We start from the raw sequence: 22,381 nt of genomic DNA, 5'->3' as shown, positions 1-22,381 counted from the left end.
GGACTTCCTCTACGGAGCACACGTGTGTACGTCGCATGCCCATGAACAGTGCGAGGCCGCGCAGGCCGGCGCCGGACGACGCGGTTTTCTCAGGGCGACCGCGCTGCTGGGCGCCGCCGCCACCGCCTCGGTCGCCCTGCCGGCCACCACCGCCGAGGCGACGCCGTCCGCATGGCGTCCCGACCCCGACAGCCGCCGCTTCACTCTCGCGGTGATGCCCGACACCCAGTACCTCTTCGACGGGCCGAGCATCGACAAGGCTCCCGTGGAGGCGTCCCTGCGCTACCTCCTGGAGCACGGCAGGAACGAGAACATCGTCTTCCTGTCCCACCTGGGCGACCTCACGCAGAACGGCACGAAAGCCGAAGTAACCGCCATCAGCGAGGCGTTCACGCTGCTGGACCGGCGCGGGGTCGGCTACAGCGTGCTGGCCGGAAACCACGACGTGAAGTCGTCGACGACCGACCAGCGCGGAGCGAGCCCGTACCTGGACGCCTTCGGCCCCGGACGCTTCGCGGGCCGCCCGGCCTTCGGCGGAGCCTCCCCGGACGGCTACAACACCTTCCACCTGTTCCGGGCGGCCGGCCGGGAGTGGATGGTGCTGGCGCTGGACTGGCGGCTGTCGGCGCAGGGGTATGCGTGGGCCGCCGACGTGCTGGCCCGGTACCCGGGAACGCCGGTCGTCCTGACCACGCACGAGCTGGTCGTGGAGGACGACGCGCTGTCGGCGTACGGGCAGCAGTTGTGGGACCGGTTGATCAAGGACCACGACCAGATCTTCCTCACCCTCAACGGCCACTACTGGCCCGCCGGACGGGCGACCCGGAGGAACGCGGCGGGAAACGACGTCCATCTGCATCTGACGAACTACCAGAACCGTTACTTCGGCGGCGCGGCGATGATCCGTCTCTACCGTTTCGACCTGGACCGGAACGTCATCGATGTGGAAACGGTTTCCCCGTGGATCCTCGGCCGGGCCGCGAAGGGCCTCAACGAGCTGGAGCGGCAGGAGATCGAGCTGAGCGGTGACGCCGACCGGTTCACCGTCGGCATCGACTTCGCGGAGCGGTTCTCCGGCTTCGCCCCCGTACCGGCGCGGCCCGCGCGTCCGGTGTCGAGGATGCTGGTCCCGGGCACGGTGGCGTACTGGCGCTTCGAGTCGCCCGCGGGCGGCACCGTCCGTGACCTGTCCGGACGCGGCAACGACCTCACCCTCGTGACGGTCGGCGGCGGATCGCTGGGCTGGTCGGCCGATCACCATCCCGACCAGCCCGGTCACGGCAGCCTGGAGTTCGAGGGCTACAAGTCGCCGCTGAAGGGGGCGTACCTGCGGACGACGGACGGGGCGCCGATCAACTCGGCAACGTTCGAAAGCGGTTACACCATCGAGGCCTTCTACCGGCTGCCCGCCGGCTGGGACCCCTCGCACCACGCCTGGTCGGGCCTGGTGAGCCGTACCGGCACCGGCGGCGCCGCAGGGAAGACCGGCGACGACCCCGACGAGCCGCTGGCCACGCTCTCCCTCTCCAACGACCGTGAGCCGCAGTGGGCGATGCGTCCCTTCAACCAGGAGGGCATCGTCACCAACTGGGGCCAGGAGACGCCGCTGGAGACCTGGTGGCACCTCGCCGTCGTCAACGACGGCCGGCACACCACGCTCTACGTCGAGGGCTGCCCGGTCGTCCGCAACCCGAGGGCGAGGTCGGTCGGCATCACCTCCGTGGGGCTGCCGTGGCTGCTCGGCGGCTACGCGTACGGCGGGCGGATCGACCAGATCCTGCACGGCCGGCTCGGCGACGTACGGATCGTCGAACGGGCGCTGCCCGTCACCTCCTTCATGAACCGCTGAGGCCGAGCCCGCCCCCGCTCCTCCGCCCCCACCCCCCACCCCCGAGCCCCGAGCCCCGAGCCCCGAGCCCCGAGAGAGAGTCATGGCCGAGCAGCAGTTGCCTTCCTGGGCGGATCCGTCCGTCTCCCCCGCCGATCTCGACGCACAGGGCGCCTCCCGGCGCCGACTCCTGCGGGCTGCGGGCCTGTTCGGTGCCGCGTTCGCGCTCGGGTCGGCGGCGGCCGGCCCGGCGGCCGCCGCCGGACGGGACCAGGCGGGCCGGAGCGACGCCGCCGGCCTCGGCGGCCTCGGCGGTGAGGATCCGCGCCTGGGCTATCTGGTCGGCGACCATCACATCCACAGCGTCTACAGTCATGACGCCAAGTACACGTTCTCGCAGCTGGCGGCGGCGGGCGCGGCCTACGGCCTGGACTGGATGGTGTTCACCGAGCACTCCAACTTCGGGCACGCGAAGTACGGCGCCCCGCTGGAGCACGACGAGATCGTCAAGGCCCGTGCCGAGAACCCGCGCCAGCTGATCTTCCAGGGCCTGGAGTGGTACATCCCGGCCGCCGAGCACGCCACGGTGTTCGCGGCGCCCGGCCCGCACGAGGTCGACCTGCTGACCCGTTTCGAGAACGCTTACGACGGCAAGCTCCTCGGCTATACCCAGGGCGCCGCTGGGGCCGCGGACACCGCACGCAACGAGGCCCACGCCGTCCAGGCCATCCAGTGGCTGGCCGAGCAACGCCGTACCGGCTACGTCGACGACGTCCTGGTCCTCGCCAACCACCCGATGCGCCTGGGCATCGACTCCCCGCGCGAGATGCGCGGCTGGCGGGACGCGGCCCCCGAGATCATGATCGGCATGGAGGGCGCCCCGGGCGCCCAGGGCGCGGCCGTCCCCGGGTGGCGCGGTCCGACGTCGGTCCGCGGCGAGTACGAGAACAAGCCGACGGCACAGTCCTGGGCCGGGTATCCGGCGGACGCCTATCTGACGTACGGCGGTTTCGACTGGGCGACGGCGACCGTCGGCGGGCTGTGGGACGCACTGCTCTCCGAGGGCCGGGTCTTCTCGGTCACCACCAACTCCGACGCCCACCGCATCGTCTCCGACAGCTGGAGGAACGGCGACTGGGCACCGGGGCAGAGCTTCGACACCACCGGCCGGCTGCCCGACCCGGTGAACACCGACACCCCGCAGCCGGGCAGCGACTTCTGGCCCGGCCAGTTCAGCCGCACCCATGTGGGCGTCGCCCGGCACGGCTACCGCTCGGTGATGGCCGGGCTGCGGGCTGGCCGGGTCTGGCTGGACCACGGGCATCTGCTGGACGGGCTGGAGGTGCGGCTGAAGCGCGAGCACGACCACGGGCGGGGCGTCACGCTCGGCGGCCGGCTGCGGGTCCGCAAGGGCGAGAAGCTCACCCTGAACGTCACCGTCACCAGCGCCGCCCGCCCCAACTCCCAGGGGATCCTGCCGGAGTTGGCGCACGTCGACGTCATCCGGGGCGCGGTGCGCGGCCCGGCCGCCGACCGGGACGGCTGGCGAGCACCCGACACCAGGGTCGCCTGGTCGAAGGACGTCTCCGGCCGCAAGGGGACGTACACCCTGCGTATCCCGCTCACCGCGGGCGAGGAGTCCTTCTACGTGCGGCTGCGGGGCAGCGACGGAAACCGGCACGGAACCGGTTACCTCGGTGTCGCGGTCGACCCGCACGGGCCGATCCCGCACCCGCCGGGCGACGGGGACCCGTGGGCCGACACCTGGTTCTACTCCAACCCGGTCTTCGTCGACGTGGTGGGCCGCTGACCGGGTGCCGACGGCGACGGTGGGCGGCTGAGCCCGTGCCCGTCGCCACCCGGGGTGGCTGAGCGGGATTCGGCCGGGACGGTGGGTGTCCGGCCGGAACCCGGCCGGAGGTACCGTGGCCGCGTGACCACCGAAGAGTCGCTGCGGCCGCAGTCCCTGATGCTCACCTTCCTGGGCGAGCAGGTGCTCGGACGCGACGTGTGCGTGTACTCGGGCAGCGTGATCGACGTCTTCGCCCGCGCCGGCGTGGGCGAGCAGGCGACCCGCTCGACGCTGACCCGCATGGTCCACCGGGGCCTGCTCCGCCGCCAGCGCGAGGGCCGCCGTATGTACTTCGGCCTCACCGAGCACTCCGCGGAGGTGCTGCTCGACGGCGAACGGCGGATGTGGCAGACCGGCGCCGTGAACCGGCACTGGGACGGCACCTGGACCCTGCTCGGTTTCTCCCTGCCCGAGTCCTGGCAGCGCCAGCGTCACGACCTGCGCGCGAAACTCGCCTGGAGCGGTTTCGGCCCGTTGTTCGGCGGGCTGTGGATCGCCCCCGGCGAGGTCGACGTGTCCGCCCTGGTCGCCGAACTCGGGCTCGCCTCCCATGTGAAGGTGTTCCGCGCGAACGCCGACGCCGGCACGGACATCGGCGCGATGATCGAGGAGACCTGGGAACTCCCCGAACTAGCCGACCGCTACACGGCGTTCCTACGGCGCTGGCAGCCCGGGGAGACGGCGGCGCCGGACCCCGACGACGCCCTGGCCCGGCGGCTGCTGCTGCAGACCGAGTGGCTGCGGATCATCCGCAGCGACCCGCGTCTGCCCGTCAGGCATCTGCCGGACGACTGGCCTGCCGAGCAGGCGGAGAAGACGTTCCGGAGCGTCCACGAACGGCTGACCCCGCTCGCGGACGCCTCGGCGCGGCGCCTCCTCGACCTGGTGCCCGTGCGCCCCGATCCGGCGTAGAACCGGTCGCGCGCGGGGCGGAACGGTCGGGGCGGGACGGTCGGGGCGGGACGGTCGGGGCGGGACGGTGGGGCGGCGCGATGCGATCGGGCGGCGACGGGGGGTCAGGCGTAGAACCGCGACAGGCTCTGCAGCACCGCGGCCGGCTTCGCGCCGCCCTCGATCTCGATCGCGCCGTCGACGGTGATCTGCGCCCCGCCCGGCACGTCCTCCACCTCGGCGAGCCGGGCGGTGAGGCGAATGCGGGAGCCGACCTTCACCGGCGAGGGGAAACGGACCTTGTTCAGGCCGTAGTTGACCTTCGTGGTGACGCCCTGGACGTCCAGCAGCTCGGTGAACAGCGGGATGAAGAGGGACAGGGTGAGGTAGCCGTGGGCGATGGGGGTGCCGAAGGGGCCGTCCTTGGCACGCTCCGGGTCCACGTGGATCCACTGGTGGTCGCCGGTGGCGTCGGCGAACGTGTCGATGCGCTCCTGGGTGACCTCGATCCATTCGCTGGTGCCCAGGTCGCTGCCGGCCAGCTTCTTCAGCTCGTCGAGGCCGTTGACGGTGAGGCTCATGTAGCTGTCCTTTGGCTGGGAGTTGTTGCCGAGTAGCTCGCAAGAGCTGGGAGTTGTCGCCGAAGCGCTAGGAGTTGTCGCCGAAGCGTTTGCGCACCCCGGACTTGAGGAGCTTCCCGGAGGCGGTGCGCGGGAGTTCGTCCGCGATGACGACCGACTTCGGGATCTTGTACTTGGCGAGCCGGCCGGCCAGCGAGGCCAGAACCTCGTCGGGGTCCGGGGAGGCACCTTCGCGCGGCACGACCACCGCCCGCGGCACCTCGCCCCACGTGTCGTCGGGCACGCCGATGACCGCGCACTCGACGATGTCGGGGTGGGTGAGGAGCAGGTCCTCGATCTCGGCGGGGTAGACGTTCTCACCGCCGGAGATGATCATGTCCTTCATGCGGTCGACGATGTGGACGTAACCGTCTTCGTCGACGCGTGCCGCGTCTCCGCTGCGGAACCAGCCGTCGGCGAAGGAGGCGGCCGTCTCGTCGGGCAGCCCCCAGTAGCCGGGCATGACGTGCGGGCCGCGCACCATCACCTCGCCGGTCTCGCCGGTCTGTACGGGCGTCAGGTCGGGACGGACCACCCGTACGTCGCTGAAGAAGTGGGGGACACCGGCCGAACCGGCCTTGGTGATCGCGTGTTCGGCGTCGAGGAAGAGGGTGCCGGGGGCGGCCTCGGTCATGCCGTAGCCCTGGAGGAAGGTCAGACCGCGCTCCTGGTAGGCGGCGATCAGCGGGGTCGGGACCGGGGAGCCGCCGCAGGTCAGGATGCGCAGGGAGGACAGGTCGGCGTCCGGCCAGCGCGGGTGCCGGGCGATCTGGTCGAACATCGTCGGAACCCCGAACATGAAGGTGATGCGGTGGCGTTCGACCAGGTCGAAGGTGGTGTCCGGGTCGAAGGACTCGACCAGGACGCAGGTGCCGCCCTTGAGCAGGACCGGCAGGGTGAGCATGTTCAGTCCGGCCGTGTGGAACAACGGCGCGGAGACCAGGGCCCGTTCGTCGGCGATGAGGTCGGTGTCGACCAGGACGTTGAGCGCGTTCCAGGTCAGGTTGCCGTGGGTGAGCATCGCGCCCTTGGGGCGGCCGGTGGTGCCCGAGGTGTACATGATGATGCATGTGTCGTCGGCGCCGACCGGCTCGTCGATCGGATCCTCCGCGGCCGACGCCAGCGCCTCCTCGTACTCGGCGCCGACCTCGAGGTAGGTCCGGACGTCGGTGCTGCCTGGCAGCCCCGCCACCAGGCCCGCGTACGCCGGACCGTAGACGAGGGCCTTCGCGCCGGAGTCGGCGAGCTGGTAGGCGATCTCGGGTCCGGCCAGGCGGATGTTGAGCGGCACGAAGACCGCGCCGAGGGTGCCTGCCGCGAACAGGGTCTCCAGGTAGGAGGGGTGATTCGGGCCGAGGTAGGCGACCCGGTCGCCGCGGCGGACGCCCCGGGCGCGCAGGGCGTGGGCCAGGCGTGTGGTGCGTGTATGCAATGTGCGGTAGTCGGTCGACCGCTCACCGTGCACCGTCGACAGATCACTGCGGGCCATGGACCGCTCACCGGCGATCGTCGACGGGACATCGTCGGCGGTCGACCGCTCACCGCGGACCGTCGACGGGTCGCCGTGGACCAGGGCCGTGCGGTGCGGGGTCTTACGGGCCCGGCGTGCGGGCCAGGATCCCAGTCCCTCGTTGCGCATCTCCACGCCCCTTCACGGTGTGGTCAGCCCGAGCAGACGGGCGGCGTTCTCCTTGAGGATCTTCGGCTTCACCTCGTCCTTGATCGTCAGCTTGTCGAAGTCGGCGAGCCAGCGGTCGGGGGTCAGGACGGGGAAGTCGGAGCCGAAGAGGACCTTGTCCTTCAGCAGGGTGTTGGCGTACTGCACCAGTTGCGGCGGAAAGTACTTCGGCGACCAGCCGGACAGGTCGATGTGCACGCCCGGCTTGTGCGTGGCGACGGCGAGGGCCTCGTCCTGCCAGGGGAACGACGGATGCGCCAGGATGATCTTGAGGTGCGGGAAGTCGGCGGCGACGTCGTCGACGTGCAGCGGGTTGGAGTACTTGAGCCGGATACCGCCCCCGCCGGGCACGCCGGCGCCGATGCCGGTCTGGCCGGTGTGGAACAGGGCGATGGCGCCGGTCTCCTCGATCACCTCGTACAGCGCGTACGCCACGGCCCGGTCGTTGGGGAAGAAGCCCTGGATGCTGGGGTGGAACTTGAAGCCCTTCACGCCGTACTCCTCGACCAGGCGGCGGGCCTGCCGCACGCCGGCCTTCCCGCGGAAGGGGTCGATGGAGGCGAAGGGGATGAGGACGTCGGCGTTGGCGGCGGCCGCCTCGGCGACCTCCTCGTTGGGGACGGGGGCGGTGCCGGTCGCGGACTCGGCGTCCACCGTGAAGATCACGGCGGCCATCCTGCGCTCGCGGTAGTAGCGGGCCGTCTCCTGAAGGGTCGGCTTGCGCTTGCCCTCGACCTTGAAGTAGGCGGAGGAGGCGTCGTGCAGGTCGTCGTCGAGGGAGGAGTGGCCCTGGGAGGACACCTCCGCATGGGTGTGGACGTCGATCGCGACGAGGTCCTCGACGTTCATGGCGGGAGCCATCACGCCTCCGGGAACTGGGGCGCCGGGATGCCGACGGTCTGGAGTTCCGCGCCGACCGAGGTGGCGAAGGCGGCGGCCAGTCCGTCCGGGGTCCAGCCGCCGTCGGCGTAGGCCGTGCGAATCTCCTGTGGATGCGACCAGAGTGCCACCTTGTCGCCGCCGATGCCGATGGCCTGTCCGGTGATCGAGCGGGCGGCGTCGGAGGCGAGGAAGGGGACGAGGGCCGCGCAGTCCTCGGGGGTGCCGAAGCCCTCGCCCTTGCGCAGGAAGGCGGGCAGCGGCTCACCGTCCTTCATGGCCTCGACGTAGGGTGCGAAGGCGGGGATGGTCTCGGTCATCGCGGTGGCGGCGACCGGGACGATCGCGTTGACGGTGATGTCCGCGCGGCCGAGTTCCATGGACCAGGTGCGGGCCATGGCGGCGATGCCGGCCTTGGCGGCGGCGTAGTTGGTCTGTCCGAAGTTGCCGCGCTGGCCGGCCGGGGAGCCCACCAGGACGAGCGTGCCGCCCTCGCCCTGCTCGCGCATCCGTACGGCGGCGGCGCGGGCGCAGGTGAAGGTGCCCTTGAGGTGGGTGGTGACGACCGCGTCGAAGTCGTCGTCGGTCATCTTCCAGAGCACCCTGTCGCGCAGGATGCCCGCGTTGGTGACCAGGACGTCGAGCCGCCCGTACTCCTCGACGGCACGGTTGACCAGCCGGTCGGCGGCCTCGGTGGTGCCGACGGCGACCACCTCGGCGACGGCGGTGCCGCCCGCCTCGGTGATGGACTTCACGGCCTGCTCGGCGACCGCCTCGTCGATGTCGTTGACGACCACGCGGGCGCCGTGGGCGGCGAGGGCGTGCGCGTAGGCGAGGCCGAGGCCCCGGCCGCTGCCGGTGACGACGGCGACCTTGCCGGTGAGATCGATGCTGGGCACGACGGTGTCCCTTCACATGAGTCGGCTGCACCTCGACACGGGGGGTGCGGCCGCATTCGGGGTTGCGGCTTCGGATCGAAGCTAAGAGCAATAATTGTTGTCGTCAATAGTTGTTGTCGACCTACAGGTGCGCCATGCTGGAACGCGCCATGACGAGACCGCCCTCCGGGGCCGACACCAGGGAGCCCGCCATCGCCCGCCAGGACGACACCGTGAACGCCACCCCGATCGACGCGGACGAACCGTGGATGCGCGGACTGCACGCCGACACCGGTTACCTGCTCTACCGCCTGGGACTGCGCTCGGGGCAGCTGTTCAACACGTCCCTCCAGGAGTCGGGACTTCGCCTGCGCCACTACGCGGTGCTGCGCTTCCTGGCCACGGCCGAGGGCGCGCTCCAGCGCGAACTGAGCACCCGCCTCGGCTACGACCCGAGCGCGATCGTCGGCCTGGTCGACGACCTGGAGAAGCTGGGCTTCGCCGAACGCCGCCCGGCCCCGGACGACCGCCGCAGCCGGATCGTCGTCCTCACCGAGGACGGCCGCGCCTTCCTGCGCGGCACCGACGCGGCCGGCCTGCGGGTGACCAACGAACTCCTCGCCCCGCTCGACCAGGCGGAACGCGCCACGCTCCACGCCCTGCTGCTGCGCATCGCGGAGGACGGACTCAACTGATGTTGTGCAAATGATTGACGACTGCTGAGCGACTGCCTAACTTCACGGGACGCCGGACTCTCCACCGGCACCTGCACCACCTCCGCCCTCTCCCCAGGGAGCTCCCCCGTGCAGCCATCCCGTACGTCCGCCCGCCGCCCGTCCCCGCAACTGCGCCGCGTCGCCCTGTCCGGGCTGCTCGGCACGACCGTCGAGTTCTACGACTTCCTCGTCTACGGCACCGTCGCCGCGCTGGTCTTCGGCGATCTGTTCTTCCCCGGGGCCGACCCCGCCGTGGGGACCATCGCGGCCTTCGGCACCTTCGCCGCGGGCTATGTGGCGCGCCCCCTCGGCGGCCTCGTCTTCGGCCACTTCGGCGACCGCGTCGGCCGCAAGTCGATGATGCTGCTGACCATGACGCTGATGGGCTCCGGCAGCTTCCTCATCGGCCTGCTGCCGACCTACGACGCGATCGGCGTGTGGGCACCCGTCCTGCTGGTCACCCTGCGCGTCGTGCAGGGCCTCGCGATCGGCGGCGAGTGGGGCGGCGCGACCCTGATGATCGTCGAGCACGCCGAGCACGCCGAGGGGTCCGGGGGCGCGCGGCGCGGCCTGTGGTCCAGCTTCTCCCAGCTCGGTGCCCCGCTCGGCTCCGTGCTGTCGGCCGGTGTGGTCACGCTCGTCTCCATGCTGCCGGACGACCAGTTCCGCGAGTGGGGCTGGCGGGTGCCGTTCCTGCTGAGCGTGGTGCTGCTGGCCGTCGGGATGTTCGTCCGGCTGCGGGTCGCCGAGAGCCCGCTCTTCCGCAAGGCCGAGCCGCTCGACCGGCCGCCGGTCCTGGAGGTGCTGCGCCGGCCGAAGCCGGTGCTGCTCGCGGCCTGCGTCGGCATCGGGGCGTTCACCGCGCAGTCACTGCTGACGGGATTCATGATTTCGTATGCGGTCGGCCGTGAACACGGTGCATACAGTCGACCGCAGGTGCTCGCCGCCGTCACCATCGCCTCCTGCGTGGCCCTGCTGGTACTGCCCGCCGCCTCCGTGCTGTCCGACCGGATCGGCCGCCGGCCCGTGGTGCTCGCGGGTGCCGTCGCCTCGGCGGCGCTGGCCTTCCCGGTGCTCGCGCTGGTCGACTCCGGCTCCCCCGGCCTGCTGATCCTCGCCCTCGTCCTCGGGCACGGCATCGCCCAGTCCACGATGTACGGGCCGCTCGGCGCGCTGCTCACCGAGATGTTCGGCACCCGGGTCCGCTACACCGGCGCCTCCCTCGGCTACCAGGCGGCGACGCTGATCGGCGCCGGCTTCTCGCCGCTGATCGCGAGCAGCCTGCTCGCCTCGAACGGCGGCGGAAGCACACCCGTCTCGCTGCTGCTGTGCGGCGGTGCCGCGATCACCGCGCTCACCGTGTGGCGTCTGCGCGAGACGCACGGGGACGCGCTCGACCCCGCGCCCGCCCCGTCCGCCGCCCCGGCCAGGGAGGGAACACCGCAGTGAGCGCGCGGCCGCGGTGAACCCGTGGGCCGCCCCGCCCGTGAAGCTGTCGTGACGACGACGTCGCCGCGCCCGTGAAGCCGAGGAACTTCGTGTCATGACCGCCCGCTCCGCGCCCGACCGGCTGCTGTCCGTGCTCGCCGCGTTCGACCACGCCCACCCCGCGCTGACCCTGACCGACATCAGCCGGCGGGCCGGGCTGACCCTGACCACGGCGCACCGGCTGGTGACCGCCCTGACCGGGTGGGGTGCGCTGGAGCGGGACGCGTCCGGGGCGTACCACGTCGGGCTGCGGCTGTGGGAGATCGGGGCGCTGGCCCCGCGGGGGCGGGGCCGGGGCCCCGCCCCGCGGGCGGTTTGGGGGGGTGAGATAGAAACCACCCCAGGATAACGGGCGGTGGGGGGGCGGGGGGGGGGCGGGGGGGGGCGGCGGGGGGGGTCACCCTGGGGGGGGGGGGGGGGGGGGTGGGGGGGGGGGGCCCCCGGGGGCGCGGCCCCCGCCCCCCGCCCCCGCTGCCGTATCTGGAGGATCTCTACGAAGCCACCCATGAGAACGTGCAGTTGGCGGTCCGGGACGGCTCCGAGGTCGTCTATACGGAGTGGCTGTCCGGGCACTCGGCGGTCGGTGTCCGCATCCGGGTGGGCGCCCGCTGGCCGCTGCACGTCACCGGGGTCGGCCTCGCCCTGCTGGCGCACTGCCCGCCCGACGTGCAAGAGGCGTACTGCGAGGCCCCGTTGGAGGCCTGCACCGACCACACCCTCACCGATCCCGCGCGGTTGCGCCGGGTGCTGGCCGAAGTTCGGCGCACCGGCGTCGCGGTGAGCAGCCGTCAGGTGACGGACGACGCCCTGTCGGTGGCCGCCCCGGTGCGGGGACCGGACGGCGCGGTGGTCGCGGCCGTGTCGGTCGTCGTGCCCTACGCCGACGCGCGGGTCCCCGTCCTGGTGCCGGCGGTCCGCCTCGCGGCGCGGGGCATCTCACGGGCGCTCGGCTGGCAGCCGGGCTGACCTCCCCGCCACAGGGGCCAGCCGCCTGGGGCATGGCCCTGACATACGCCGGCCGCGGCGCGGGCGCGGGCGCGGCGAGGACCTGGTGCTGGTCGACGTACGCCGGGAAACCGAGCGCGCGGGCGGCTGGGTCGAAGGGAGCGTCCACCTTCCCGTGCACGAGATCCACCACCGGCCGGACGTGGTGCCCGACGGCACGGTGTGGGTGCACTGCGCGGGCGGGATGCGGGCCGCCGTCGCCGCGGCCGTGCTCGACGCGGCGGGCCGCGAGGTGGTGGCCGTCGACGACGCCTTCGCCGCGGCGGCCGAGTCCGGCCTCGGCCTCGTCCGGCCCGCCGCCGCCATGTGAGCGGAGTGGTCCTGGCCGGTCCCGTCGTGCCGGCCCCCGGCGCTCCCCCGTCCCCCGCACCGGTAGCCGGCTCGCCGACCGTCGGGTTCCCGGCTCGCCGACCGCCGGCCGAGGCCGCGGGGCGTCTCGGGGACGCCGGGCCGTTGCCCCATAGCACCCCCACCAGCCACGCATCCTCACCAGAATCTCAGCCCCCGTCCCTCGATTCAAAGGATCCCCCCAGTCACGAATCGCACACTGCACGCGCAAAGGTGGACATCTCAGGAGGGCGTGCCATGGGCGTCTCGCACATATCGAACCGGTCAGAACAGGAGACGGAGGGGTGGTCCCGGCGCGGGGTGCTGGCGGTGCTCGGGGTGGTGCCGGCCGGCGCGCTGACGGGTTGCGGCTCGGGCTCGGCGAACGCCTCGGAGCAGCCGGCGACGACGGCGAGCGTACGGCCCTCGGCCTCCGGGAAACCCTTCGCACCGGCGGTCTCCGTCGTCCCCGTCGACGGTACGAAGAAGGCCGCCTTCACCAGCCCGGTCGTGGTCTCGGTGACGGACGGCACGCTGGCGTCCGTGACGGTGACCGGCAATGACGGTTCCGCCCTGGAGGGCTCCTTCGACGAGGCCAGGACGACATGGACGTCCGCCCGGAACCCGTTCTCGGGCACGAAGTACACGGTCGCCGCGCAGGCGGCCGGTGCGGAGGCGCTGACCTCGACGTTCACCACCAAGGCGCCCGGCGGGACGTTCGTCGGCTCCTTCACCCCCGAGGCCGGTTCCACCTCGGGTGTCGGCATGCCGGTCTCGGTCCGCTTCACGCACGCCGTGACGGACAGGGCGGCCGTCGAGCGGGCGATCACGGTGACCGCCGAGCCGGCCGTGGAGATCGTCGGCCACTGGTTCGGTGACACCCGGCTGGACTTCCGCCCGGCGACGTACTGGGCGGCCGGTACGACGATCACGCTCGGTCTGCGGCTGAAGGACGTCGAGGGATCGGACGGTGTCTACGGCATACAGTCGAAGGACGTCACCTTCCACATCGGCCGCGAGCAGATCAGCACGGTCGACCTGGACACCAAGCGGATGACGGTGCGGCGGGACGGCGCCACCCTCGCCACCTACCCCGTCACCGGCGGCGACGCCGACCACACCACCTGGTCGGGGATCATGGTGATCAGCGAGCGGTGGGAGCAGACCCGGATGGAGTCCTCCACGGTCGGCCTCGGCGACGAGTACGACATCGCGGACGTCCCCCACGCCCAGCGGCTGACCACTTCCGGCACCTTCATCCACGGCAACTACTGGGCGTCGGCCTCGGTGTTCGGCGGGCAGAACACCAGCCACGGGTGCATCGGGCTGCACGACGCCAAGGGTGCGGGCGACGACTCGGTGGCGGGATACCGGTTCTACGAGAGTTCGATGCTCGGCGACGTGGTGGTCGTGAAGAACTCGGGCGAGCGGACCGTCACCACCTCCAACGGCCTCAACGGCTGGAACCTGTCGTGGCAGGAGTGGAAGGCGGGCAGCGCACTGTAGGACCGGGCCGTTCACAGGATGAACTCACCTGGGGGGCAAGGACTTTACCCGCTTTGACTCTTGACGGCCGGGGTGCCGAGGAGCACATTGGCGGCACTTTGAGAGCGCTCTCACAACACGGGGCGCTGTCGAAGGCACCCGCGCACCGACCACTCCGTACCCGAGAGGCACTCCCCACCATGAGCGAAACCTCCGGCACCCCACCCCGCAGACGGCGCTCCCTGCGGCGGGCGCTCGTCGCCCTCGTCGGCACCCTCGGCCTCGCGGCGGCCGCCGCCACCCTCACCTCCCCGTCCGCGAACGCCTCCGCGCCCACTCCCCCGGCGGGCTGGTCACAGGTCTTCCTCGACGACTTCACCGGCGCCGCCGGCACCGGCGCCAACACCGCGAACTGGCAGTACGCCACCGGTACCTCGTATCCGGGTGGCCCCGCGAACTGGGGCACCGGCGAGGTCGAGACGATGACGAACAGCACGAGCAACGTCTCGCTCGACGGCAACGGCAACCTGCGCATCACCCCGCTGCGGGACTCCGCAGGCCGCTGGACCTCCGGCCGTATCGAGACCAACCGCACCGACTTCCAGCCCCCGTCCGGCGGCAGGATGCGGGTCGAGGCCCGGCTGCAGATGCCCAATGTGACCGGCACCGCCGCCGAGGGCTACTGGCCGGCGTTCTGGATGCTGGGCGCGCCCTACCGCGGCAACTACCAGAACTGGCCCTCGGTCGGCGAGCTGGACATCATGGAGAACGTCCAGGGGCTGAACAGGGTCTGGTCGACGATGCACTGCGGCACCAACCCCGGCGGCCCGTGCAACGAGACCACCGGCATCGGCAACTCGACCGCCTGCCCCAACACGACGTGTCAGTCCGGCTTCCACACCTACACCATGGAGTGGGACCGCTCGGTGACCCCCGAGACGCTCCGCTTCTTCGTCGACGGCGTCAACTACCACACCGTGACGGCCGCTCAGGTCGACGCCACGACCTGGAACAACGCGACGAACCACGGCTTCTTCATCATCCTCAACGTGGCGATGGGCGGCGCCTTCACGGACGCGTTCGGCGGCGGCCTCGACGGTGACACCCGCTCGGGCGTGCCCATGGTCGTGGACTACGTGCAGGTCCTCCAGGCGGCGGGCGGCGGTGGGGGCGGCACCACGCCTCCGCCGACCGGCAACCGCGACGCCTACGCCGCCGTCCAGGCCGAGTCCCACGACGGCCAGTCCGGTGCGGTCACCGAGACCACCACCGACACCGGCGGCGGCCAGAACATCGGCTCCCTCGCCAACGGCGACTGGGCGCTGTACCGCGGCGTCGACTTCGGTTCCACGGCGGCCAGGCAGTTCAGCGCCCGGGTGGCGAGCGGCGTGGCCGGCGGGGCCAGCGGCCTCGTCGAGGTGCGCCTGGACAGCCGTACCGCCGCACCGGTCGGGAGTTTCGCGCTGGCCAACACGGGCGGCTGGCAGTCGTGGCGCACGGTCCCGGCGAACATCACCCCGGTGACCGGAACCCACGACGTCTATCTGACCTTCACCAGCGGCCAGCCCGCCGACTTCGTGAACGTCAACTGGTTCACCTTCGGTCACTGACCGCGGACAGGCACCTGCCCGGCGGCGTTTCAGCGCAGTTCCGCGCGGAACGCCGCCGGTGTCATGTCCGTGTGCTGGTGGAAGAACTTGGAGAAGTTCGCCGGGTCGGGGAAGCCCACCGCCGCGCCGACCCGGCCGATCGGCAGTTCGGTGTGGGCCAGGAGCCGCTTCGCCTCCAGGACGACCCGCTTGTCGATGAACCCCTTGGGGGTCTCGCCGGTCGCGGCACGCACCGCGCGCACCAGGGTGCGGCGCGAGTAGCCGAGCGCGTCGGCGTACGCGCTGACGCTGTGGTTGGTGGCGAAGTCCCGTTCCACGGCCTCCCGGAAGAGGGTGAAGGTGGTGTCGGCCTGGCGGCGGGCCGCCTCCGCCGAGCTGACGGCGAGATGGGCGAGGCGCAGCAGAAACGCCGTCAGGGAGTGCCGCAGCACCGAGGTGTGCAGGCTCAGCGGCAGGGTCGCGGTGGCGGTGTCGTCGTACTCCTGTTGCAGGTACGCCAGGGCCGCGCGCAGGCCGGCCGACTGGGCCTCGTCGGGGTGCAGCAGCGGCGGCAGGTCGTAGCGGTACAGGCCGGTGGCCTCGACCGTGGCGCGGGGCAGGAAACCGGGCTGCATGGCCAGCACGGTTCCGCGGTACTCGCTGGTCTTCGAGAAGCGGTGGACCTGGCCCGGTCGGATCCACAGGACGTCACCGGCCGTCGCCTCGTACTCGGCGAAGTCGACCATGTGACGGACGGGACCGCCGGTGAACAGCAGGACGATGTGGAAGTCGATGCGGTGCACGCGCTCCAGCGGCGCGTCGGCGTGCCAGGTGCGGCCGGTTCCCATGGGGCCGACCTGCATGCCGACGCCGCCGACGCTGAGGCCGACCGGGAAGGGGAACGTTCTGATCCCGTCGCCGTCTTCGACGGTTGTGTCCGCCATGTCCGCCTCGTGCCGCCTCGTTCGCGCCCAGTCTCGCCGGGGGGTGTCCCAGTTTCACCACAGCCTGACACACACGGACCTTCCCTCGAAAAAGTCAGACTTTTACTTTTGAACACGTCAGACCAGCCACTTCGCTCGCACCGAGGATTTCTTGAAGATGAGCACGCAGACTCCGGACAGCTTCGAATGGACCGAACTCGACCGGCGTGCCGTCGACACCGCACGCCTGTTGGCGGCGGATGCCGTGCAGAAGGTGGGCAACGGCCACCCCGGCACCGCGATGAGCCTCGCGCCCGCCGCGTACACGATCTTTCAGAAGGTGATGCGACACGACCCGGCGGACCCCGAGTGGACCGGGCGTGACCGCTTCGTCCTCTCGCCCGGCCACACCTCGCTGACCCTGTACACCCAGCTGTTCCTGGCCGGCTACGAGCTGGAGCTGGACGACCTCAAGGCGTTCCGCACCCACGGCTCGAAGACGCCGGGGCACCCCGAGTACGGGCACACCGCCGGCGTGGAGACCACCACCGGGCCGCTCGGCCAGGGCGCGGCCAACGCCGTCGGCATGGCGATGGCCGCCCGCTACGAGCGCGGCCTGTTCGATCCCGAGGCGGCCGAGGGCACCTCGCCGTTCGACCACACCGTCTGGGCCATCGTCTCCGACGGCGACCTCCAGGAAGGCGTCTCCGCCGAGGCCTCCTCGCTGGCCGGCCACCAGAAGCTCGGCAACCTGGTCTTCCTCTACGACGACAACCACATCTCCATCGAGGGCGACACCGCGACCGCCTTCTCCGAGGACGTGCTGAAGCGGTACGAGGCCTACGGCTGGCACGTGCAGCGCATCGAACCGCAGGAGAACGGCGACGTCGACGTGCAAGCCCTGTACGCGGCCCTCACCGCCGCGCGGGCCGAGACGGCACGCCCCTCGATCGTCGCGATGCGCACGATCATCGCCTGGCCCGCCCCGAACGCGCGAAACACCGAGGCCTCCCACGGCTCCGCGCTCGGCGACGACGAGGTGGCCGCCACCAAGCGCCTCCTCGGCTTCGACCCGGAGCAGTCCTTCGAGGTCCCCGACGACGTCCTCGCGCACACCCGCGCCGCCCTCGACCGGGGCGCCGAGGCGCACGCCGCCTGGGACAAGCAGCTCGACTCCTGGCGCGGCACCCAGCCGGAGCGGGCGCAACTGTTCGACCGGGTCCTGGCGGGTCAGCTCCCCGAGGGCTGGGAGGACCACCTCCCGGTCTTCGAGGAGGGCAAGGCGGTCGCCACCCGCGCGGCCTCCGGCAAGGTGCTCCAGTCGCTCGGCCCGGTCGTCCCGGAGCTGTGGGGCGGCTCGGCCGACCTGGCCGGCTCCAACAACACCACCATCGACAAGACCTCGTCCTTCCTGCCGCGGGGCAACCCGCTGCCCGAGGCCGACCCGTACGGGCGCACGGTCCACTTCGGCATCCGCGAGTTCTCGATGGCCGCCGAGATGAACGGCGTCGCCCTGCACGGCAACACGCGCGTCTACGGCGGCACCTTCCTGGTGTTCTCCGACTACATGCGCAACGCCGTCCGCATGTCGGCGCTGATGCAGCTGCCGGTGACGTACGTCTGGACGCACGACTCCGTCGGACTCGGCGAGGACGGCCCCACCCACCAGCCGGTCGAGCACCTGGCCTCGCTGCGCGCCATCCCCGGCCTGAACGTCGTACGTCCCGCCGACGCCAACGAGACGGCGGTCGCCTGGGCGGAGATCCTCCGCCGGCACGGCACCCGCCCGGCACCGCACGGTCTGGCCCTCACCCGTCAGGGCGTGCCCACGTACGCGCCGAACCCGGACGCGGCCAAGGGCGGTTACGTCCTGAAGGAGTCCTCGAAGGACACTCCGGACGTCGTCCTGATCGCCACCGGCTCCGAGGTGCACCTCGCGGTCGCCGCGCGGGAAGCGCTGGAGGCGGAGGGGATCGGCACCCGGGTGGTGTCGATGCCGTCGGTGGAGTGGTTCGAGGAGCAGTCCCGCGCGTACCGCGAGAGCGTCCTGCCGCCCGCGGTGAAGGCCCGGGTCGCCGTCGAGGCGGGCATCGGCCTCACCTGGTACCGCTTCGTGGGGGACGCCGGACGCATCGTCTCCCTGGAGCACTTCGGCGCCTCCGCCGACGCCGGGACGCTGTTCGCCGAGTTCGGCTTCACCCCCGAGAACGTCGCCGCCGCGGCCCGGGAATCCCTGGCCGCCGCCCGCGGTTGATCCGATCGCCAGAAAGAAGATGATCACAGTGACCGAAGCAACCGCCGCCGCGGGAGCCCTGAAGCGCCTTTCCGACGAAGGCGTCTCGATCTGGCTGGACGACCTGTCCCGCAAGCGGATCACGTCCGGCGACCTCGCCGGACTCGTCGCCACGAAGCACGTCGTCGGCGTCACCACCAACCCGTCGATCTTCCAGGCCGCCATCGGCTCCGGCGAGGGCTACCAGGAGCAGCTCGCCGACCTCGCCGTCCGGGGCGTCACGGCCGACGAGGCCGTACGGATGATGACGACCGCCGATGTGCGTGCGGCCGCCGATGTCCTGCATTCCGTCTACACATCCACGGGTGGCCGTGACGGCCGCGTCTCCATCGAGGTCGACCCCCGTCTGGCCCACGAGACGGCGGCCACGATCGCCGAGGCCAAGCAGCTCGCCTGGCTCGTCGACCGCCCCAACGTCATGATCAAGATCCCGGCGACGATGGCCGGTCTCCCGGCGATCACCGAGGTCATCGGCCTCGGCATCAGCGTCAACGTCACGCTGATCTTCTCGCTGGAGCGCTACCGCGAGGTCATGGACGCCTACCTGGCCGGCCTGGAGAAGGCCGCCGCGCGAGGTATCGACCTGTCGACGATCCATTCCGTCGCCTCCTTCTTCGTCTCCCGCGTCGACGCCGAGATCGACAAGCGCCTCACCCTCCTCGGCACCGACGAGGCCCTCGCGCTCAAGGGCCGGGCCGCGCTCGCCAACGCCCGTCTGGCCTACCAGGCGTACGAGGAGAGGTTCGGCTCCGCCGACGATTCGACCCGCGGCGGCGACCGCTGGACCGTCCTCGCCGGGGCGAAGGCCAACAAGCAGCGTCCGCTGTGGGCATCCACCGGTGTGAAGGATCCTGCATACAAGGACACGCTGTACGTCGACGAACTCGTGGCGCCCGGCACCGTCAACACCATGCCGGAGGCCACTCTGGACGCCACCGCCGACCACGGCGTCATCACCGGCGACACGGTCACCGGCGGCTACGCGCAGGCCCACGCGGACCTCGCCGCCGTGGAGGCGCTCGGCATCTCCTACGAGGAGGTCGTCACCCGGTTGGAGGACGAGGGCGTCGCCAAGTTCGCGGTGGCGTGGCAGGACCTTCTGGACGCGGTCACGAAGTCGCTCGACACCAAGGGACTCGACACCGAGGGAGCTGACGCGGAATGAGCACTGCCGGCATCGACACCGCCTGGGACAACCCTTTGCGGGATCCCCGCGACCGGCGCCTGCCCCGAATCGCCGGCCCGTCCGGGCTCGTCATCTTCGGCGTGACCGGCGACCTGTCCCGCAAGAAGCTGATGCCCGCCGTCTACGACCTCGCCAACCGCGGCCTGCTCCCGCCGGGCTTCTCGCTCGTCGGCTTCGCCCGCCGCGACTGGGAGGACCAGGACTTCGCGCAGGTCGTCCATGACGCGGTGCGCGAGCACGCGCGGACGCCGTTCCGCGAGGAGGTCTGGCAGCAGCTCGCCGAGGGCATGCGGTTCATCCCCGGCGACTTCGACGACGACACGGCGTTCAAGCAGCTGCGCGACGCCGTCGAGGAGCTGGACCACTCCCGCGGCACCGGCGGCAACTTCGCCTTCTACCTCTCGGTACCGCCGAAGTTCTTCCCCAAGGTCGTCGAGCAGCTGAAGAAGCACGGCCTGGCGAACGCCCCCGACGGGTCGTGGCGGCGGGCGGTCATCGAGAAGCCGTTCGGGCACGACCTGTCGAGCGCGCAGGACCTCAACGCGATCGTGCACGACGTGTTCGAGCCGGACCAGGTGTTCCGCATCGACCACTACCTGGGCAAGGAGACCGTCCAGAACATCCTGGCGCTGCGCTTCGCCAACCAGATGTTCGAGCCGATCTGGAACCGGTCGTACGTCGACCACATCCAGATCACGATGGCCGAGGACATCGGCATCGGCGGCCGGGCCGGGTACTACGACGGCATCGGCTCGGCGCGTGACGTCATCCAGAACCACCTGCTCCAGCTGATGGCGCTGACCGCGATGGAGGAGCCCGCCTCCTTCGACGCGGCCTCGCTGCTCGCCGAGAAGCTGAAGGTCTTCAAGGCCGTGAAGCTGCCGGAGGACCTCGGCCGGCACACCGTGCGGGCGCAGTACGCGGGCGCCTGGCAGGGCGGCGAGAAGGTGCGCGGCTATCTGGAGGAGGACGGCATCGACCCGTCCTCCACGACGGACACCTACGCCGCCGTCCGGCTGAACGTCGACAACCGCCGCTGGGCGGGCGTGCCGTTCTACCTGCGCACCGGCAAGCGGCTGGGCCGCCGGGTCACCGAGATCGCGGTCGTGTTCCAGCGGGCGCCGCACTCCCCCTTCGACTCCACCGCCACCGAGGAACTCGGCGCCAACGCGATCGTCATCCGGGTCCAGCCCGACGAGGGCGTCACGGTCCGCTTCGGCTCCAAGGTGCCGGGCACGTCGATGGAGATCCGGGACGTGACGATGGACTTCGCGTACGGCGAGTCCTTCACGGAGTCCAGCCCGGAGGCGTACGAGCGCCTCATCCTGGACGTGCTGCTCGGCGACGCCAACCTGTTCCCGCGCCACCAGGAAGTGGAAGAGTCCTGGAGGATCCTCGACCCGATCGAGGAGTACTGGGCACGGCACGGCAGGCCCGCGCAGTACGCCTCGGGCAGCTGGGGACCCGAGGAAGCCGACGAGATGCTCGCACAAGACGGACGGAGCTGGCGCAGGCCATGAAGATCGACCTGACCGACACCACGGCAAGCAAGATCAACAAGGCGCTGGTGCAGGGTCGCCGCGCCATCGGCACACCGGCCGTGGGCATGGTCCTGACGATGGTGATCGTCACGGACGAGGAGAACGCCTACGACTCGATCAAGGCGGCCGAGGAGGCCTCGCACGAGCACCCCTCGCGCACCCTGGTCGTCATCAAGCGGCACGCCCGCACCCCCCGCGAACGCACGCAGTCGCGCCTCGACGCCGAGGTCCGGGTGGGTTCCGAGGCCGGCACCGGCGAGACGGTCATCCTGCGGACGTACGGCGAGGTGTCCGAGCACGCCGACTCCGTCGTGCTGCCGCTGCTGCTGCCGGACGCGCCGGTCGTCGTGTGGTGGCCGGTGGACGCGCCGCAGCGCCCGGTCAAGGACCCGCTGGGCGCGCTCGCCCAGCGCCGGATCACCGACATGTACGCCGTCGAGCGGCCCCTCCAGGCCCTGGAGGCGCGCGTGAAGTCGTACGCGCCCGGCGACACCGACCTGGCGTGGACCCGGTTGACGCCGTGGCGGTCCATGCTCGCGGCGGCGCTGGACCAGGCGCGGACGCCGATCGTGTCGGCGGCCGTGGAGAGCGAGGCGGACAACCCCAGTGCGGAACTGCTCGCGCGCTGGCTGGAGGCCCGGCTGAACGTGTCGGTCGAGCGGGTGGAGACCGCCGGGCCGGTCGTCACGGCCGTCCGGCTCGGCACCGAGAACGGCGAGGTCGTCATCGACCGCCCCGAGGGCCCGCTGGCCACGCTGTCGCTGCCCGGCCAGCCCTCGCGCACCCTCGCGCTGAAGGTCCGCCCGACCTCCGAACTGATCGCCGAGGAGCTGCGGCGCCTCGACGCCGACGAGATGTACGCCGTCGCCCTGCGGGGCGAGGGCACCAAGGAGACCCCCTCCCATGTCTGACACCCCCCTGCTCACGCGGCGGCCCGAGTGGGCCGCGCTGGAGGACCACCGCGCCCACTGGCAGGCGCATCTGCGCGAGCTGTTCGCGGCGGACCCCGGGCGCGCCGAGCGGTACGTCGTGCGCGTCGGAGACCTGCGCATCGACTACTCCAAGCACCTGATCACCGACGAGACCCTCGCTCTGCTGCACGAACTCGCCGCCGCCACCGGCGTGTTCGAGCTGCGTGACGCGATGTTCCGCGGTGAGCGGATCAACGTCACCGAGGACCGGGCCGTGCTGCACACCGCGCT

The 22,381-nt window shown here is 71.5% G+C and carries 16 protein-coding genes and 4 pseudogenes; 15 read left to right on the top strand and 5 right to left on the bottom strand.

All coding sequences use genetic code 11. The annotated features are described in order from the left end of the window. The first annotated feature begins 22 nt into the window (after positions 1-22). From ACFWJX_RS38575 to ACFWJX_RS38565, 3 genes are all read left to right on the top strand, one after another. Complete coding sequence (locus tag ACFWJX_RS38575; RefSeq protein ID WP_383251449.1) at positions 23-1,849, top strand: LamG-like jellyroll fold domain-containing protein; 1,827 nt, start codon at positions 23-25, stop codon at positions 1,847-1,849. A gap of 82 nt (positions 1,850-1,931) precedes the next feature. Then, entirely contained in the window at positions 1,932-3,638 is a 1,707-nt protein-coding gene (locus tag ACFWJX_RS38570; RefSeq protein WP_383251447.1) for a PHP domain-containing protein, read from the top strand. A gap of 123 nt (positions 3,639-3,761) precedes the next feature. Continuing rightward, positions 3,762-4,592, top strand: coding sequence for a PaaX family transcriptional regulator C-terminal domain-containing protein (locus ACFWJX_RS38565; protein WP_383251445.1), 831 nt, complete (start codon positions 3,762-3,764; stop codon positions 4,590-4,592). Between the two features lie 104 nt (positions 4,593-4,696). Here the strand turns inward: ACFWJX_RS38565 and ACFWJX_RS38560 are convergent, their stop codons facing one another. The 4 genes from ACFWJX_RS38560 to ACFWJX_RS38545 form a co-directional block, all read right to left on the bottom strand. Beyond that, complete coding sequence (locus ACFWJX_RS38560) at positions 4,697-5,152, bottom strand: MaoC family dehydratase (RefSeq protein ID WP_383251443.1); 456 nt, start codon at positions 5,150-5,152, stop codon at positions 4,697-4,699. Positions 5,153-5,219: 67 nt separating this feature from the next. Continuing rightward, positions 5,220-6,830, bottom strand: coding sequence for a long-chain fatty acid--CoA ligase (locus tag ACFWJX_RS38555; protein ID WP_383251441.1), 1,611 nt, complete (start codon positions 6,828-6,830; stop codon positions 5,220-5,222). 12 nt (positions 6,831-6,842) lie between these two features. Further along, positions 6,843-7,718, bottom strand: coding sequence for an amidohydrolase family protein (locus ACFWJX_RS38550; protein WP_383251502.1), 876 nt, complete (start codon positions 7,716-7,718; stop codon positions 6,843-6,845). 11 nt (positions 7,719-7,729) lie between these two features. After that, entirely contained in the window at positions 7,730-8,647 is a 918-nt protein-coding gene (locus tag ACFWJX_RS38545; RefSeq protein ID WP_383251439.1) for an SDR family NAD(P)-dependent oxidoreductase, read from the bottom strand. Positions 8,648-8,895: 248 nt separating this feature from the next. Between ACFWJX_RS38545 and ACFWJX_RS38540 the strand changes: the two genes are divergently transcribed. From ACFWJX_RS38540 to ACFWJX_RS38510, 7 genes and pseudogenes are all read left to right on the top strand, one after another. Beyond that, entirely contained in the window at positions 8,896-9,321 is a 426-nt protein-coding gene (locus ACFWJX_RS38540) for a MarR family winged helix-turn-helix transcriptional regulator (protein ID WP_383251500.1), read from the top strand. Positions 9,322-9,429: 108 nt separating this feature from the next. Then, the gene (locus ACFWJX_RS38535; RefSeq protein ID WP_383251437.1) at positions 9,430-10,791 is read left to right on the top strand and encodes an MFS transporter; all 1,362 of its coding nucleotides are present in this window, start codon (positions 9,430-9,432) and stop codon (positions 10,789-10,791) included. A 94-nt stretch (positions 10,792-10,885) separates the two neighbouring features. After that, positions 10,886-11,181 (top strand): annotated as a pseudogene (locus ACFWJX_RS38530) (helix-turn-helix domain-containing protein); the annotation flags it as partial. Positions 11,182-11,301: 120 nt separating this feature from the next. Continuing rightward, positions 11,302-11,796, top strand: a pseudogene (locus tag ACFWJX_RS38525) (IclR family transcriptional regulator); the annotation flags it as partial. 79 nt (positions 11,797-11,875) lie between these two features. After that, a pseudogene (locus tag ACFWJX_RS38520) lies at positions 11,876-12,145 on the top strand (rhodanese-like domain-containing protein); the annotation flags it as partial. 275 nt (positions 12,146-12,420) lie between these two features. Continuing rightward, positions 12,421-13,668 (top strand): Ig-like domain-containing protein, encoded by a 1,248-nt coding sequence (locus ACFWJX_RS38515; protein WP_383251435.1) that lies wholly within the window; start codon positions 12,421-12,423, stop codon positions 13,666-13,668. Between the two features lie 179 nt (positions 13,669-13,847). Further along, on the top strand, positions 13,848-15,257 hold the full coding sequence (locus ACFWJX_RS38510) for a glycoside hydrolase family 16 protein (RefSeq protein WP_383251433.1): 1,410 nt from the start codon (positions 13,848-13,850) through the stop codon (positions 15,255-15,257). A 29-nt stretch (positions 15,258-15,286) separates the two neighbouring features. On the opposite strand, the gene ACFWJX_RS38505 is transcribed toward ACFWJX_RS38510, so the two are convergent. Next, complete coding sequence (locus tag ACFWJX_RS38505; protein WP_383251431.1) at positions 15,287-16,180, bottom strand: helix-turn-helix domain-containing protein; 894 nt, start codon at positions 16,178-16,180, stop codon at positions 15,287-15,289. Between the two features lie 157 nt (positions 16,181-16,337). On the opposite strand from ACFWJX_RS38505, the gene tkt reads away from it, so the two are divergent. The 5 genes and pseudogenes from tkt to ACFWJX_RS38480 form a co-directional block, all read left to right on the top strand. Continuing rightward, a complete protein-coding gene (tkt, locus tag ACFWJX_RS38500; protein ID WP_383251429.1) occupies positions 16,338-18,413 on the top strand; it encodes a transketolase in 2,076 nt (691 codons plus the stop codon). Between the two features lie 19 nt (positions 18,414-18,432). After that, positions 18,433-19,617, top strand: coding sequence for a transaldolase (gene tal, locus ACFWJX_RS38495; protein ID WP_383251426.1), 1,185 nt, complete (start codon positions 18,433-18,435; stop codon positions 19,615-19,617). Next, a complete protein-coding gene (gene zwf / locus ACFWJX_RS38490; protein WP_383251424.1) occupies positions 19,614-21,158 on the top strand; it encodes a glucose-6-phosphate dehydrogenase in 1,545 nt (514 codons plus the stop codon). The genes tal and zwf overlap by 4 nt, the downstream gene beginning before the upstream one ends. After that, entirely contained in the window at positions 21,155-22,090 is a 936-nt protein-coding gene (gene opcA, locus ACFWJX_RS38485) for a glucose-6-phosphate dehydrogenase assembly protein OpcA (protein ID WP_383251422.1), read from the top strand. Before zwf ends, opcA begins: the two co-directional genes overlap by 4 nt. Next, positions 22,083-22,381 (top strand): annotated as a pseudogene (locus tag ACFWJX_RS38480) (glucose-6-phosphate isomerase); the annotation flags it as partial. The gene opcA and the pseudogene ACFWJX_RS38480, both read left to right, overlap by 8 nt.

Source organism: Streptomyces sp. NPDC058335, assembly GCF_042723915.1.
Classification (GTDB): Bacteria; Actinomycetota; Actinomycetes; order Streptomycetales; family Streptomycetaceae; genus Streptomyces.
The sequence above is the reverse complement of the archived record's forward strand: the minus strand, read 5'-3'. Positions and strand labels throughout refer to the sequence as shown.